At 49.3% G+C, this 16,147-nt stretch carries 11 protein-coding genes; all 11 read left to right on the top strand.

The features are described from left to right. Window position 1: 1 nt before the first annotated feature. The 11 genes from ACTJJS_RS19755 to ACTJJS_RS19805 all read left to right on the top strand — a co-directional run bounded on the left by ACTJJS_RS19755 (window position 2) and on the right by ACTJJS_RS19805 (window position 16,099). On the top strand, window positions 2-1,081 hold the full coding sequence (locus tag ACTJJS_RS19755) for an LptF/LptG family permease (protein WP_168869975.1): 1,080 nt from the start codon (window positions 2-4) through the stop codon (window positions 1,079-1,081). Between the two features lie 546 nt (window positions 1,082-1,627). Further along, window positions 1,628-2,953: a citrate (Si)-synthase, eukaryotic gene (locus ACTJJS_RS19760; protein ID WP_440664958.1), complete on the top strand. Its 1,326-nt coding sequence runs from the start codon at window positions 1,628-1,630 to the stop codon at window positions 2,951-2,953. Window positions 2,954-3,096: 143 nt separating this feature from the next. Continuing rightward, window positions 3,097-5,175: an ATP-dependent DNA helicase RecG gene (gene recG, locus ACTJJS_RS19765; protein ID WP_440665017.1), complete on the top strand. Its 2,079-nt coding sequence runs from the start codon at window positions 3,097-3,099 to the stop codon at window positions 5,173-5,175. A gap of 164 nt (window positions 5,176-5,339) precedes the next feature. Beyond that, window positions 5,340-9,002: a PKD domain-containing protein gene (locus tag ACTJJS_RS19770; protein ID WP_440664959.1), complete on the top strand. Its 3,663-nt coding sequence runs from the start codon at window positions 5,340-5,342 to the stop codon at window positions 9,000-9,002. 6 nt (window positions 9,003-9,008) lie between these two features. Continuing rightward, window positions 9,009-10,034 carry a PorP/SprF family type IX secretion system membrane protein gene (locus ACTJJS_RS19775; RefSeq protein WP_168869972.1) on the top strand — a complete coding sequence of 342 codons (1,026 nt, stop codon included), beginning with the start codon at window positions 9,009-9,011 and terminating at the stop codon, window positions 10,032-10,034. 77 nt (window positions 10,035-10,111) lie between these two features. Continuing rightward, on the top strand, window positions 10,112-10,693 hold the full coding sequence (locus ACTJJS_RS19780; RefSeq protein WP_168869971.1) for a porin family protein: 582 nt from the start codon (window positions 10,112-10,114) through the stop codon (window positions 10,691-10,693). A gap of 152 nt (window positions 10,694-10,845) precedes the next feature. Next, a complete protein-coding gene (locus tag ACTJJS_RS19785) occupies window positions 10,846-11,523 on the top strand; it encodes a phosphonatase-like hydrolase (protein ID WP_440664960.1) in 678 nt (225 codons plus the stop codon). A gap of 20 nt (window positions 11,524-11,543) precedes the next feature. Continuing rightward, window positions 11,544-12,674, top strand: coding sequence for a TIGR03364 family FAD-dependent oxidoreductase (locus ACTJJS_RS19790; RefSeq protein ID WP_440664961.1), 1,131 nt, complete (start codon window positions 11,544-11,546; stop codon window positions 12,672-12,674). A 420-nt stretch (window positions 12,675-13,094) separates the two neighbouring features. Continuing rightward, on the top strand, window positions 13,095-13,793 hold the full coding sequence (locus ACTJJS_RS19795) for a TIGR00730 family Rossman fold protein (RefSeq protein ID WP_440664962.1): 699 nt from the start codon (window positions 13,095-13,097) through the stop codon (window positions 13,791-13,793). Between the two features lie 128 nt (window positions 13,794-13,921). After that, entirely contained in the window at window positions 13,922-14,560 is a 639-nt protein-coding gene (locus tag ACTJJS_RS19800) for an O-methyltransferase (RefSeq protein WP_168869968.1), read from the top strand. A 39-nt stretch (window positions 14,561-14,599) separates the two neighbouring features. Continuing rightward, a complete protein-coding gene (locus ACTJJS_RS19805) occupies window positions 14,600-16,099 on the top strand; it encodes a glucosaminidase domain-containing protein (protein WP_440664963.1) in 1,500 nt (499 codons plus the stop codon). Window positions 16,100-16,147: the final 48 nt, after the last annotated feature.

Raw genomic sequence — 16,147 nt, forward strand, 5'->3', positions numbered from 1 at the left:
CATGACTAAAATAGACTGGTACATTTTACGCAAGCTCATTGGAACTTTTATTTATTCCCTGATGATATTGCTGGTCATTTCCGTAGTGATCGATATCACAGAGAAGATAGATGATTTCATTAAGTATCATATATCCCTGCACGATGTGATCGTGGACTATTACTTTGGTTTTATCCCGCATATCGCAGCCTTGCTGTTTCCCCTGTTCATATTCATCTCGGTTATTTTCTTTACCTCCAAAATGGCCTACCGGTCGGAGATCATTGCCATCCTGAGCGCCGGGGTGAGTTTCCGTCGCTTCCTGCGCCCCTACTGGGTAGGTGCGTTCCTGTTTGGCGGCATCCTCTGGCTGGCCAACTACTGGGTGGTACCTAACGCCAACCGTATCCGTACCACTTTTGAAAATACCCGGATACATACACCAGACAATGAGCAGTCGCAATACGACCGTACCAGCCGTATCGACAGCTTTACCTACGTGACTTTCGGTACCTACGATCCCAACTATAAAAGCGGCAGCAACTTTACCATGGAAAAAGTGGATAAACAACTGATGACCGTGAAGCTGCGTGCCGACCGTATCACCTGGGATTCCACCAAAAAGGCATGGAGACTGGACTACGTGTCTGTACGAAATATGGATGGCTTAAAGGAGAAATGGTACAGTCGCCAGGATTCCATCTTAAAGATCGCCCTGAACCCAAAAGACCTGCTGGAGGTGAAGAACCTGCAGGAAGCCATGACCACGCCCGATCTGCGTAAATATATCAAACGGGAAGCCATCCGCGGCTCCGAAGGACTGAACACCTATTGGGTGGAATACTACCGGAGAACGGCCGCAGCTGCTGCGGTGGTGATCCTCACCCTTATCGGAGGCATTATTGCCGCCAAAAAGGTAAGGGGCGGCAGTGGCCTGCACCTGGCCGTGGGTATTGTGATCAGCGCCAGCTATATCATCCTGATGCAGTTTACCACTGTGTTCAGTACCAAAGCCGACCTGAACCCGCTGGTGGCCGTATGGATACCTAATGTGCTTTTCGGAGGGCTGGCGTTTTACCTGTACCGCCGTGCGCCTAAATGACCCAGGGCTGAAGCCCTGGGCTACGATGTGTGTCAGGGTGTTTATTTTTCATAGCTTATAAGTATTGGCTATACATACTTTATTTTCAAAAATGGGCTCCTTTAAGGGGCCTTTTTAATTTGATGGCGCTCCGGTCGGGGTGGGAGGGCTTAAATCTCCCTTATTTTTACCCGGACGCAAAAAAAATCTGCTTTGTTTTCTCCCCTGCGTTATATCCGCTTCCAATTCCGTTTCGATAAACAAAAATTGTCCATGTTGATGAACAAAAATGAAATTTTGAAGCCTATGCTTTCAATATTTTCAATTGGTTCTGAAAAAATTTACATTTCTTTAACGTCGATATCATGCGGTTTATTTTTTATTTATAAATTGATGATTTTCAAATATGTTATATTACGGGGAGGTGGCTTGTTACACTGGTTCTTTCGATGTGAATTGCTTATTAAATTGACATTAAATACTGCTAAATGGTGGTAACTTCGTTAACAAATCATTACTTTTGACAATTGATCGATTTTGTTTCATTTTATAAACAATAGCAGTAAAATGGGGTACATAAAAGAAAAGTTCAAGGTTAAAGCAGATGATCTTAACGTTGAAGTAAAGGACCTGGTAAAGAACCACGGCACAAAAAAAATTGAAGACGTAACAGTGGCGCAGGTTTATCAGGGGATGCGCGGTATTACCGGCATTGTAACGGAAACTTCCCTGCTGGATGCAAATGAAGGTATCCGTTTTCGCGGATATTCCATTCCGGAGTTGAGAGAACATTTACCCAAAGCGCCAGGTGGTGCTGAACCACTGCCGGAAGGGCTGTTTTACCTGATGTTGATTGGTGAGTTGCCGAGCGAAGCAGATGTACAGTATTTATCCAGCATGTGGGGCCGCCGTTCTCATGTACCTAATCACGTATTTGATGCTATTGAGGCATTGCCTATCACTACTCACCCGATGACGATGTTTACTGTAGGTATTATGGCGCTGCAAACCGAATCCGCGTTTGCAAAAGCTTATGCTGAAGGTATCAATAAAAAAGACTACTGGAGCTACATGTATGAAGACACGATGAACCTCATCGCCCGTCTTCCCCGTATCGCTGCTTACATCTACCGCCGTAAATACAAAGGCGGCCAGCATATCCAGCCTAACGGCATGCTGGACTGGGCAGGTAACTTCGCACATATGCTGGGTTACTCCGATGAAGGCTTCAAAGAACTGATGCGCCTCTACATGGTGATCCACGCTGACCACGAAGGTGGTAACGTGAGCGCACACACGACGCACCTGGTAGGTTCCGCCCTCAGCGATGCCTACCTGTCTTTCGCGGCTGGTATGAACGGCCTGGCTGGTCCGCTGCACGGCCTTGCCAACCAGGAAGTGATCAAATGGATTCTCTCCATGCGCGAAGAACTGGGTGGTGGCATGCCTACCAAAGAACAGATAGAAGCGTATGTACGCAAAACCCTGTCTGAAGGTAAAGTAGTGCCAGGCTACGGTCACGCTGTACTCCGTAAAACAGATCCCCGCTTCACCGCGCAGATGGAATTTGCTAAAAAACACCTGCCTAACGATGAACTGGTGAAAATTGTGTGGACCGTATACGAAACCGTACCGCCAATTTTACAGGACCTGGGCAAAGTGAAAAACCCATGGCCTAACGTGGACGCGCACTCCGGCGCATTACTGGTACATTACGGCATGGTGGAATATGAATTTTACACCGTACTGTTTGGCGTATCCCGCGCACTGGGCGTACTGGCTTCCCTCTGCTGGGACAGAGGTCTGGGACTCTCCCTCGAAAGACCTAAATCCGTTACTACTGAATGGATGAAACAGTTCGTTGAAGGAAAGGTAACAGCTGACGCTGAATAATTCAGGATACTGACCGAAAATAGAAGATTAGCGAAGATGAAAGCTGTGGCAGCTTTTATCTTCGCTAATCTTTTTAAATTATCTTCGTGGCTCATTAAAACCGGTTTATTATCTCAACATTCACACCCATATTATCCAATCCGATAGAATATCTCAAAGGCGTAGGTCCGCAAAAAGGAGAGCTGCTGCGCAAAGAGATCGGCATACATACTTTTGGCGATCTTTTGCAGTATTTTCCTTTCCGGTACGTGGACCGTACCAAGATAGACAAGATCGCTTCCCTGAGCGGTTATGAGGATTTTGTGCAGATACGCGGCCGTATCCTGCGCATGGAAGTAATAGGTGAGAACAGAGGAAAACGACTGGTGGCCACCTTCAAGGACGAAACCGGCGTCATTGAACTGGTATGGTTCCAGGGATGGCAATGGATGCAAAAATCACTGCGGGAAAATGTGGCCTACCTGGTATATGGCCGTATCTCCGTATTCAACGGCGTTCCACAGCTGGCGCATCCGGAAATGGACCTGCTGACGGAAGAGATCGCGTCAGGAAAACAATACCTCGAACCGGTATATTCCACCACCGAAAAACTGAAAGCCCGCGGACTAACGGCAAAGGCTATCGGAAAACTGACAAAGACGCTGCTCGAACAGATGTCGCCTGCAGAAGTCAGGGAAAATATTCCGGTGGAAGTGTTACAACAGTACCGGCTGATGCCTCGTTCCAGGGCGTATTTCAAGATACACCTGCCCGGTAATGAAGACGAGGCACACCAGGCCCAGCGCCGCCTGAAATTTGAAGAACTGTTCATCGCACAGATCAGAATATGCCGCCTTAAAATCAAACGGCAAAAGTTGTCGCATGGTTACGTGTTTGGCGCCGTCGGTGAATCTTTCAATGAATTTTACAACAACCATCTGCCGTTTGACCTTACCGGCGCACAGAAACGCGTACTGAAGGAAATCCGCATGGACACCGTGCATGGCCGGCAGATGAACCGCCTGTTGCAGGGAGACGTGGGCAGCGGCAAAACCATGGTGGCATTGCTGACCATGCTGCTGGCGAAAGACAACGGTTTTCAGGCCTGCCTCATGGCGCCTACGGAAATTTTAGCACAGCAACACTATAAAGGGCTGGCAGACCTGCTGCAGCATATGCCCGTGAAAATCGCACTGCTGACAGGCAGCATCAAAGGCAAAGCCCGCAAACAAATACTGGCTGGCGTAGCCGATGGCAGCATCCACTTCCTGGTAGGCACCCATGCCCTGCTGGAAAAAGAAGTGGTGTTCCAGAACCTGGGCATGGCCATCGTAGACGAACAGCACCGTTTTGGCGTGGCCCAACGGGCACGGCTATGGGAAAAAAACACCGTCCCGCCACATATCCTTGTCATGACGGCAACGCCTATACCGCGCACGCTGGCAATGACCATCTACGGCGACCTCGACGTGTCCGTGATCGATGAGATGCCTCCCGGCAGAAAACCCATCACCACCGTTCACCGCACAGAATTTCAGCGCCCGCAGGTAATGAACTTCATCAAAGATGAACTTAAAAAAGGCCGCCAGGCCTATATCGTATATCCACTCATCGAAGACAGCGAAAAACTGGACTACGAAAACCTCATGAAAGGTTATGAGGAAGTAAAAGCATTTTTCCCTGAACCGCAGTTTTATATCAGTATGGTGCATGGCCGCCAGCCGGCAGAAATGCGGGAAACCAACATGCAGCGCTTCGTTTCCGGCGACACACATATCATGGTGGCCACTACGGTGATCGAAGTAGGCGTTAACGTGCCCAATGCATCTGTCATGGTCATTGAAAGCACCGAACGGTTCGGCCTCTCCCAGCTGCACCAGCTCCGGGGCCGCGTAGGACGCGGCGCAGAACAGTCCTTCTGCATTCTGATGACAGGCAGCAAACTGGGTAAAGTCTCCAAAGAACGTATCAACGTGATGGTACAGACCAACAATGGTTTTATCATCTCGGAAAAAGATATGGAACTGCGTGGCCCAGGTGATATAGAAGGCACCCGCCAAAGTGGGATACTGGATTTCAAACTGGCAGACATTGTGCAGGACAGGGCCGTGCTGGAAGCCGCCCGCGCCAGCGCCGAAAAAATATTATCAGAAGATCCTGATCTCGTCCTCCCTGAAAATCAAGGCTTAAAAGAATATTTAGCGCTTCAGCGCGGGAAATCTCAATGGAGTAAAATTTCCTGACGCTTTTAACGTTTATTAATTTATACCGTCTGAATATATGATATAATCCCTAAAACGTATCGTCAGGACAGCGGTATTATAGCTAGTGCCCGTAACAATTTAATGGGCTTCTGCGTTTATAGATGTATATTGGTTTTTTTGGCATTAAAATAAATCTTATCCCGTTGAAATTTACCCTCCCGAGCGGCCTTATTGGAATGATGATCCTCCTGTTGTTTACCGGTTTTATTGCCCGGGGGCAACAGTCAACCAATTTCACCCCATTGAACTTTATCGAAAATAAAGGCCAGTGGGACCCTCAGGTCTTGTATAAATCAGACGTGGGCACCGCCGATATCTGGCTGAGAAAAACAGGCTTCACTTTCATGCTGTATAACAAGGATGATATGCATGACCTGTATGAATATATGCACGGTCATGGTGAAGCTGCTGATTCCGGTGCCGTGGTGGTACCCAAAAATAGTGCTGCCGGTAAATCAGCCGCAGATGCCAGAAGCGGGGAACCATCGCCCGGAAGGCCCCGTCGCCTGCCGGATGTAAGAGGTCATGCTTACCAGGTTAATTTTATCGGCGCCAACGAAAACCCGGAAATCATCCCGGAAAAAGCACAGGAATCACTGAGCAATTATTTCATCGGTAACGACCGCTCCAAATGGGCTTCCAATGTAAAGTCCTATCAGGGGCTGTTGTATAAATCACTGTACCCTGGTATCGACGCACATGTGTATTCCGATGCCTCCCAACTGAAATACGATATCATCGTGGCAGCAGGCGCCAATCCTGATAAAGTTCAATTATCATATGAAGGCGCCAGCGGCATGGAAATAAAAAAAGGACAACTGCTGGTACATACTACGGTAGGCGATGTCATTGAACAGTTGCCATATGCTTACCAGTATGTGAATAACCAACGCGTGCCCGTAAAAGTGTCCTACCGCCTGAACGGTAATAAGGTAGGATTTAAGATTTCCGGTGAATATGATCCTGCTTACCCGCTGGTGATAGACCCGGTATATGTGTTCTCCACTGTTTCCGGTTCCCGGGCAGATAACTGGGGGTTTACCGCTACCTATGACGATGCCGGTAACTTCTATGGCGGCGGTATCGTGTTTGGCGCCGGTTATCCTACCACCAACGGTGCTTATAAGACAGCGTTCAATGGCGGAACTTTTGATATCGGCATCTCCAAATTCAACCCCAATGGTACGAGGTTGATTTATGCCACCTACATTGGCGGTGACGGACAGGAACAGCCACACAGCTTGTTTGTGGACAAACAGGGCAATTTGGTGATTTCCGGCAGGACCACTTCCGCCAACTACCCTTATGATAAAGTGGAAGGCAACAATCGTGGTGGCTGGGACATCGTGGTCACCAAGCTCAATGCCACGGGGAGCGCGCTGATCGGGTCATTGATTGTTGCCGGCAGCGCCGATGATGGCGTTAATATGCGTGAAAACCGCGCCGGTGGTGACTGGGTGCTGCTGCGTAACTACGGCGACGACGCCCGCAGTGAAGTCGTAATTGACGATGCGGGTTATATCTATGTGGCAGGCTGTACCCGTTCCAACGATTTCCCGGTGACAGCAGGTGTTTTCCAGGGCACCTTCGGCGGATCACAGGATGGAGTGGTGATGAAGATCAACCCATTGTGCCAGTCATTGGTATGGTGCAGTTATCTCGGCGGCTCGGCAGAAGATGCTGCGTATGTGATCGCGCTCAATAAGCTCAATACATTATACGTGGCTGGTGGTACCGCCAGCAGTAATTTTACCGTCACTCCCGGAGCGATTTATCCTAATTACCGCGGCGGTGTGTGTGATGGCTTTATTACCCATATCACCAACGACGGAACAAAAATATTACAGAGCACTTACCTCGGCTCCGATGATCCGTCGGCCGACCAGGTATACGGTATTCAGCTTGATAAGAACGGGTTTGTATACGCGATGGGCACTACTGAAGGCACATGGCCGATCAAACTGCTGAACCCCGGCGACTACAATGATAACTCGCTGCAGTATATTGTGAAATTACAGTCCGACTTGAGTGCGTTTGTTTATTCCACTACTTTCGGCAAACGGCGGCAGCTGGCCTCTACACCGTCTATTTCTCCTACCGCTTTCCTGGTGGACCGCTGCGAAAACGTGTATGTGTCTGGCTGGGGCGGAGGTATCAATAACTCATTGCATTACCCCAACTCCGGTACTTTCGGGCTGCCGGCGAAAAATGCTATTCAGAGCTCTACAGACGGCATGGACTTCTACTTCTTTGTGTTGCAGCGTGATGCCGCCGCTCAGCTGTTTGGCAGCTGGTTTGGCGGTAATGGCCTGTATGAACACGTAGATGGCGGCACCAGCCGCTTTGACCGTAACGGGGTGATCTACCAGGGTATTTGTGCCTGGTGTAACGTAAGCCAGAACGGCAGCAAGCCCCGTTATCCCACTACGCCGGGCGCTTATTCCAGCACGCCGCCGCCGGCCTGTAACTATGGCGCCCTGAAAATCGCCTTTAACCTCGACGGCGTAAAAGCAGGTATTAAGACACTGAACCGCAGATCGAATTTCTGTGTGCCCAGTGACATCACCTTTGTAGACACCACCCGCCTGCCGGCAGAAAGATGGGAATGGCATTTCCCGGATGGAAGCGTGGTAAACGGAAAAGATACGATCAAGCATACCTTTAACCAGGCTGGCACTTTCACCATCATGCTGGTGAAAGTTGACCGTGCCAGCTGTAACGGCGCAGATACGGCCTACATCGATGTGAAGCTGGGCAACAACGAAGCCAAGTTTGATTTTGATGCACAAAGAAAGCTGCCCTGTACCGACCTGGCCTACGAGTTTACCAGCAACGCCACACCTGTCGGCGCATTCGGCGACAGTTCCTTCATCTTTGATCTGGGCGATGGTTCCAAACCCGAGTATGTAGGGCCGTCCAAGTTCCCTTATACGCATAAGTTCGCCGCACCGGGTGTCTATAACGTGAGCCTCACGCTGGTGGACAGTAACTTCTGTAATGCGCCTGAAACCATTACGAAGCCGCTACGTGTGGCCGTTAACGTTACTGCGCAGTTCAGTATGCCGGACACGGTTTGTGTGGGCACGGAAATACAACTGGATAATACCACCCTGGGCGGCGACAGCTTCCTTTGGACATTTGAAGATAATGGCGAACAGTCCACAGAGCCTTACCCGATACACAAATTCAATGTGCCGGGATTGTGGAAAGTGAAGCTGCTGGCGCTGGATGAAAATACCTGTAACAAAAAAGACAGTGTCACAAAGCAGGTACTGGTGGCTGCACCACCGGTCGCTGATTTCGATTTTAATCCTACCAAGGCTACCGAGAATACACCTGTAACTTTCACCAACCTGACGCAGGGACAAGAACCGCTGCATTTCCTGTGGAACTTCGGCGACGGTGATACGACTTCTGCCCGTAACCCGCAGCACCAGTACCTTAAAACCGGTACTTACAACGTGTGCCTTACCGCTGCTAATCAGGAAGGATGTACCCACACTGTCTGCAAACAGGTGAGCGCTATTGTGGTGCCGTTGTTTGATGTGCCTTCAGCATTTTCTCCCAACAACGACGGAATGAACGATGTATTCTATGTGAAGTCTTTTGGTGCGACCAAGTTTAACCTCAAGATATTTAATCGCTGGGGACAATTGATTTTTGAAAGTACTGACCCCAGAATAGGCTGGGATGGCTCGTTTAAGGGAGCTGTGCAACCAATGGACGCATATGCTTACGTGGTAAGCCTCGAGTTTACTGACGGTACGAAGGCCAATAAGACAGGAAATGTAACCTTGTTAAGATGATGAGTCATGAAGAAGCTGATTGTTAACATCACCGCAGGGTGGGTGATCGTAATGTTGCTCACGGTGAGCGTGTCCGCACAGGACCTGCACTTTTCGCAATATTACAATTCGCCGTTAACCACCAACCCTGCCAATACCGGTTTTATCCCCGACGGAAATTTCCGGGTGGGGGCCAATTATCGCGACCAGTGGACCAGTATTCCGGTGCCTTACCGGACCATGTCGGTATATGGTGATTTCCAGCTGTTGAGCGACCGGCTCATCTACGGATGGCTGGGCGTAGGCGGTGTTATTCTTCGTGATGTGGCGGGTAGTGGAAATCTGACTTCCACCAAAGGCTACGCCTCTGTTGCCTATCATCAACTGCTGGGTGAAAGCAGCCTGTTGTCAATGGGCTTCCAGGCCGGATCTGCCGGCAAGCGGGTGGATATTACCAAACTGACTTTCGGGGACCAGTGGAACGGAAAATTCTTTGACTCCCAGATGCCCACCGCAGAGCCGTTTACACAGTCCGCCGTGAATTATTTTGATCTGAACGTAGGAATGAATTATGCTTATTTCCCGACAGAAAACCTGTACATCAATACAGGTTTCGCGGTACAGCATGTCAATACGCCCCGGGAAACCTTTTATAACGGTGATAATAAAGTGCCCCGTCGTTATACCGGTTTTCTGAATGCGAGCATCAAAACCAGTGATCTGCTGATCATCAACCCCAGTGCTTATTACTCCCGTCAGGCCAGCACCAGCGAGTTTGTGATCGGGCTGAACGCGGCGTACAATCTTTCCGGTGATGGCACCAAGCAGGTGTCCGGTGGTATTTACTATCGCGCCAAAGATGCTGCTATGTTCATGGTGGGGTATCAGTTGAGTAATATTAAACTCCAGTTCAGTTACGATGTCACTACTTCCAACCTGGCCGTGTCTAACAGCAGGAGGGGTGCGTATGAGATCGGCTTGGTTTACAGTGGATTATATTCTAACCGTAGTTTTTCCAATGCGAAAAAGTCTACCATTTGTCCTTCTTTCTAAAGAGAATCAGTAAATGGTTATTTTTGCCCGGATACATGCTTTTACCCCTAACATTAGTTAAACATAACAAACCAGGTATGAAACGTTTATTGATAGGTATCTGTCTTCTTATCTCCGCCCAGCTGGCGCATGCACAGTATTATAAAACAGACACCAGTGCGCCGCGCGGTTTCGACCGTTCCCGGCTGATACTGGGAGGTTCACTGGGCATGGTTTTCGGCGATTATACCAATGTGGAGGTGTCCCCGCTCGTGGGCTACCGTTTCAATGACTACATCGCCGCCGGTATCAACGTAAACGCGCAGTACGGACAGTTCAAAAGCTATAATGGTTATGGCGAAGTAGCCCAGCGTGATAAATATACCATCTTCGGCGGCGGTATCTGGGGACGTGTATATCCTATCCCGATGCTGTTTGTACACATTCAGCCGGAGTATAACTTCGTTTCCCAGAAATCAACGGTGTATTATACCAATCCGAAAAGTGATTTCAGTACCAACTACAGTGTGCCCAGCCTGTTGGTGGGCGCAGGTTATACCCAAAGCGTAGGTGGCCGGGTAGGTATCGGTATCTCTATTATGTATGATGTGATCCAGGATAACCGCTCCCCTTACCGTAATAACCTGATCTACCGTGTAGGCGCCGGTTTGGGCTTCTGATTTCTCCGGAAAATATTGATATGACCCGTTTGGCGTAAGCCGGACGGGTTTTTTTTTATTCCTCCTCATGTTACCTCCTTGTTAAATTTGTTTATAAATGCTAAACTTATTTTTACAACTTTTATACCTTTGTTCCATCAATTTTTAAAGAGATGGAGATTAAATTAGCTGTTTTTGATATTGCGGGCACCACGCTGCACGACGAGGCCAATGTGGCCAAAGTGCTGCAACAGGCCATTCAACTGGCAGGCGTACAGGTATCCCTGGAAGAAGTGAACGAAGTGATGGGGTACGCCAAACCATTTGCGATCCGTTATTTGCTGCAACAAAAGAACGATGTGCGGCATGCAGACGATCAGTTTATTGACCAGCTGCACACGCATTTTGTGGAGAACATGAAAGCGCACTACGCTACAGATACTTCCGTAAGGGAGAAGCAGGGCGTGTCCGAGGTCTTCGCGGCATTGCGGCAAAAAGGAGTCAAAGTGGCGCTGGACACTGGTTTTGACCGCGATATCACTAACGTGATCCTGCAACGCACCGGCTGGCAGGAGCAGGGGCTGATCGACGCGGTAGCCACCAGCGATGAAGTGCCTCATGGCCGTCCTTATCCTTATATGATCTACCGTATCATGGAAACACTGGGCGTGCGCAGTATAGAAGAAGTGATGAAAGTAGGAGACACTATTTCCGATCTGGAAGAAGGTACCAATGCCGGCTGTCGTTATGTGGTAGGTGTGACTACCGGCGCCTATAGCAGGGAAGAACTGGCGAAAGGCCCGCATACCCACCTGGTAGCTTCTCTTGATGAACTGTTATCTATATTATAAACTCTTGCTCAATAGCGATCATGCAACAACAACAAGCGGATGTAGCCGTAGTAGGCGCCGGCATCGTAGGACTGGCCATGGCGTACAAACTGGCGTCCAAAGGGAAAAAAGTAGTTTTATTTGAAAGAAACAGCAGGGCGATCAGTGCTTCCATCCGCAATTTCGGACTGGTATGGCCTATCGGCCAGCGTGCCGGTAAGATGTACCAGCGTGCCATGCATAGCCGCAGCGTGTGGAAAGAGCTGGCCGCAGCCACAGGGCTGCAATGCCAGGAAACAGGCTCACTGCACCTCGTGTACGAAAAAGATGAACTGGCCGTACTGGAAGAATTTGCAGCAGCAGCGCCTGCCAATGGATTTGACTGCCAGCTGGTAGCACCGGAGAATATTGGTCAATATACCCGGGCCATCAAAACAGCAGGCTTGCAGGGCGCCCTCTGGAGCCCGACGGAAATGACGGTCAACCCCCGACAAGCCAGTGCCTCCATCGCACGCCACCTCGAAGAGAAAATGAATGTGGCCGTCCGGTTTAATACAGCCGTTAACGGTATCAGCATGCCCTATGTCGAAACCAAAGACGAAAAATGGAAAGTAGAACAGGTATATGTTTGCAGCGGAGCGGATTTTGAAACACTGTATCCTGCAGCGTATGCTGCGGCCCCGCTTACCAAATGCAAACTGCAGATGATGCGTACCGTTCCGCAGCCGGGCGACTGGCAGCTGGGCCCGGCGCTGTGTGCCGGCCTCACCCTGGCCCATTATGCTTCGTTCAACGATTGCGCCGCACTGGCACCGCTGAAGCAACGGTTTGCAGCAGAAATGCCGGAGTACGTGAAATGGGGCGTCCACCTGCTGATTTCGCAGAACGGCGCCGGCGAACTGACCATCGGTGATTCACACGAATATGGTCCGGACTTCGAACCATTTGATAAGGCATTTATCAATGACCTCATCCTGAAATATATGCACACTTTTCTGGAGGCGCCCACCTACACTATCCAGGAACAATGGCATGGCATCTACCCTAAACTGACCAACGGCGGCACCGAACTGATAATGAGCCCTGAAAAGGACGTCACTATCGTAAACGCCCTCAGTGGAGCTGGTATGACGCTGTCATTTGGTCTGGCAGAAGAGCTCACCTCCTTATAGTGCAGTGAACAATACAAAAAGGGAAACCATTTCGTATAGGCGAAATGGTTTCCCTTTTTTGTGCCCGGGGCCGAATGTTAAAATATCAAACAACAAAAGCATAAAAGGATTAGGATTTTGTATGAATTATTAATAAATTAAATGCAGATCAAACGTTATGAAAACAATTGCCCACGATGGCCTCATATTGTGCTGGAACATATTCACCAAATTGTATCACCCAACTTTAGCAACGTTTCTGCAGCCAGGTTTTAACAACATGGCTGCATGTTCATAACGTGTTAAATGTAAAGCGGGTTTCTTTTAAGTTACCTGCTTTTATTACTTTATATGCCAAAAAGCCAATAATTCTATAAATTACAGGGTATCCCTGCCCGTAAGCGGAGGACAGCATTTCTTTACAACAAAAACAGCAATGGCATGAATGGTAGTTTAAAAAACCTCAAAGAAAGAGACTGGACAGAAACAAGAGCGCATTCCAGCTGGCAGATATTCAAGATCATGGCGGAATTCGTGGAAGGCTTTGAATCACTTGCCAAAATAGGCCCCTGTATATCTATATTCGGATCTGCCCGTACCAAACCGGGTAACCGCTATTATGAACTGGCCCAGGAAATCTCCCGCAGACTGGCGGAGGAAGGATTTGGTATCATTACCGGTGGTGGCCCGGGTGTAATGGAAGCCGCCAATAAAGGCGCACAGACTGCACATGGTAAATCCGTAGGCGCCAATATCACCCTGCCCCATGAGCAGAACCCCAATAACTTTATTGACCCCGATAAAAGACTCAACTTCGACTATTTCTTTGTCCGCAAGGTAATGTTCACCAAATATTCCCAGGGATTTGTGATGATGCCCGGCGGATTTGGTACCATGGATGAATTTTTTGAAGTGGCCACCCTTATCCAGACCAAGAAGATGGAAGAAACTCCGATGGTACTTGTAGGCCGTGAATACTGGAGCGGCCTGCTGGAATGGATACGTACCGTAATGATGGAAAAGGAAAGCAATATTAACCCGCAGGACCTGGGCCTGTTGAAGCTTTTCGATACCGCAGACGAAGTAGTGGAGTATTTCCGCGTATTTTATACCACCAATAAACTCAGACCTAACTTTTAATACGGCCGCGCCCGTCAGGCGCGGATATACCTGCCCGTTAGCCGGAAGAATAAATTCCGGCCGGGCAACGTTATGTTGATGGGTGTCGCCGCAACCGCTTTTTTCATAGCTTTGCAGAAATTTTATATATGGAGCTCCTACCGGCAGTTGAGGCATATGCTGAGAAATACACCAGCCCGGAAAATCCGCTGTTGTACAAGTTGAACCGTGAAACGCACCTGAAAGTGGAATTGCCGCATATGTTGAGTGGCCATGTACAGGGTAAATTCCTGGAGATGATCAGCCGTATGTTGCGCCCCCGCCGGATACTGGAACTGGGAACATATACAGGGTATTCCGCCATCTGCCTGGCCGCAGGCCTGCCTGATGACGGCATATTACACACCATCGATATCAACGAAGAACTGGAAACCCTTTGCCATCAATATTTTGAGGCATCCGGGTATGCTGATAAAATAAAAATGCATATCGGAAAAGCAGCCGAAGTGATGACATCACTGGACGAGGTGTTTGATTTAGTGTTTATTGATGCTGATAAAGCCGGTTATGTGCATTATTATGACCTGGTTTGGGAAAAACTGCGCCCCGGCGGATTTATTCTGGCTGATAATGTATTGTACCACGGACAGGTATTACAGCCGGAAAATGAGCAGGGAAGCCAGGCCAAAGCCATGGTCAGATTTTGTGAAAAAGTGCTGGCAGATGACCGCGCAGAACAGGTGTTGCTCACCATCCGCGATGGTATCCTCCTGATCAGGAAAAAGTAAACCAGCATCAACACCCACGCCCATTAAATTCGATTATACATGCAAGTAAGAAAATTTTTGTTGGTAGTCAGTTTTCTTATTGGCTGCATGCCTCTGCTGAAGGCACAGAAAATGACCACCCAGCAATACATCGCTACTTACAAGAGTATTGCCATGGAGGAAATGCGCCGTACCGGCGTGCCCGCAGCCATCAAACTGGCACAGGGCATTGTGGAAACCCAGTCCGGCAACGGGACGCTCTGTCTGCAATCCAACAACCACTTTGGTATCAAATGCAAAAACACCTGGACCGGCAAAACCATCCGCTATGATGACGACGCCGCCCAGGAATGTTTCCGCGTATACGACAACGCCCGGGACTCTTACCGCGACCACTCAGATTTCCTGCGCAACAATCCCCGGTACGCTTTCCTGTTCCAGTTTGACGGGGACGATTATAAATCCTGGGCCTTCGGACTAAAACAGGCCGGATACGCCACCAATAAAACCTATCCGCAGCAGCTGATCAAGGTGATCGAAGATTACAACCTGCAGCAATACACGCTGATAGCGATGGGCAAAGCCGCTCCTGAACAGGATTATAACGAAGAAAAACCACCTGTGTACGCGGGTAACAACAGCCGTCCGGACAACCGCCCGGCTCCTTCCTCCAGGCCTCAACAGGGTAGCGGCAAACCTGTGGCCGGCAACTATCCCAAAGGCGTGTTTGAAATCAACGGCCGCCGCGTGGTATACGTAAAAGCCGGCACCTCCCTGATACAACTGGCCAGCAAACACGATATCCGCCTGAGCAAACTGGTCCGCTTCAACGACCTGGATAATGACAATCCTCCCCGGAAAGACATGTTTATCTTCCTGCAGAAAAAAGGTAAAAAAGGTAATAAGGAATTCCATAACGTCAGCAATGGTGAAACCATGCACGATATTGCACAGGCAGAAGGTATCCGCCTGAGATGGTTGCGCCGCCGCAATAAAATGCATGAAGGGGAAGAACCCGCCGCCGGCCAGCGCATGGCCCTCGATGGTTTCGCCTCCCGCACGCCCGCACTCGCGAAAAACACCCGCATCATCAGAGAAGAAGACCAGGAACCGCCGGAAGATTTTTCTCCCCGCAAAGAAATTGAAAAAGTAAAGGAAGAAGTGGCTAAAAATACTGGTGCTGGTACTGCTGCTCCGGAACCACAGCCTGCACGCCCGCAAGAGGGCGGCGTTCCCGCTGGTATGGTGGACGATCTGAAGAAAGTAGGGGAAGTAGGCAATAACAACGGCACTGCCAAAAACACCACACCGCCGCCGGCTGCACAACCGCCGGTCTACAGGCCCGCTCCCGCTCCTCCGGTGCCGGCTACACCACCTCCGGTATACAAACCAGCCCCGGTATCAACTGCTGCCGGCGCCAGGTACCACGAAGTACAGCCTAAAGAAACACTGTACGGTATCTCTAAAATGTACAACAAGTCCGTAACACAGTTACAGGAATGGAATAATTTGCAGGGCTTCGATATTAAAATTGGACAGCGCCTGTTAGTGAATAAATAAGCAAGTAATCCTTTTCGGCTTATTATTGTTAAATATGGAAATGAAGTA

The organism is Chitinophaga sp. 22308, assembly GCF_052045305.1.
Classification (GTDB): Bacteria; Bacteroidota; Bacteroidia; order Chitinophagales; family Chitinophagaceae; genus Chitinophaga; species Chitinophaga varians_A.

Excerpts from the sequence above, each read along its gene's own strand:
- ACTJJS_RS19755 (WP_168869975.1), top strand. The coding sequence starts at position 2 with ATGACTAAAATAGACTGGTACATTTTACGCAAGCTCATTGGAACTTTT.
- ACTJJS_RS19760 (WP_440664958.1), top strand. The coding sequence starts at position 1,628 with ATGGGGTACATAAAAGAAAAGTTCAAGGTTAAAGCAGATGATCTTAAC.
- ACTJJS_RS19775 (WP_168869972.1), top strand. The coding sequence starts at position 9,009 with ATGAAGAAGCTGATTGTTAACATCACCGCAGGGTGGGTGATCGTAATG.
- ACTJJS_RS19780 (WP_168869971.1), top strand. The coding sequence starts at position 10,112 with ATGAAACGTTTATTGATAGGTATCTGTCTTCTTATCTCCGCCCAGCTG.
- ACTJJS_RS19785 (WP_440664960.1), top strand. The coding sequence starts at position 10,846 with ATGGAGATTAAATTAGCTGTTTTTGATATTGCGGGCACCACGCTGCAC.
- ACTJJS_RS19790 (WP_440664961.1), top strand. The coding sequence starts at position 11,544 with ATGCAACAACAACAAGCGGATGTAGCCGTAGTAGGCGCCGGCATCGTA.
- ACTJJS_RS19795 (WP_440664962.1), top strand. The coding sequence starts at position 13,095 with ATGAATGGTAGTTTAAAAAACCTCAAAGAAAGAGACTGGACAGAAACA.
- ACTJJS_RS19800 (WP_168869968.1), top strand. The coding sequence starts at position 13,922 with ATGGAGCTCCTACCGGCAGTTGAGGCATATGCTGAGAAATACACCAGC.
- ACTJJS_RS19805 (WP_440664963.1), top strand. The coding sequence starts at position 14,600 with ATGCAAGTAAGAAAATTTTTGTTGGTAGTCAGTTTTCTTATTGGCTGC.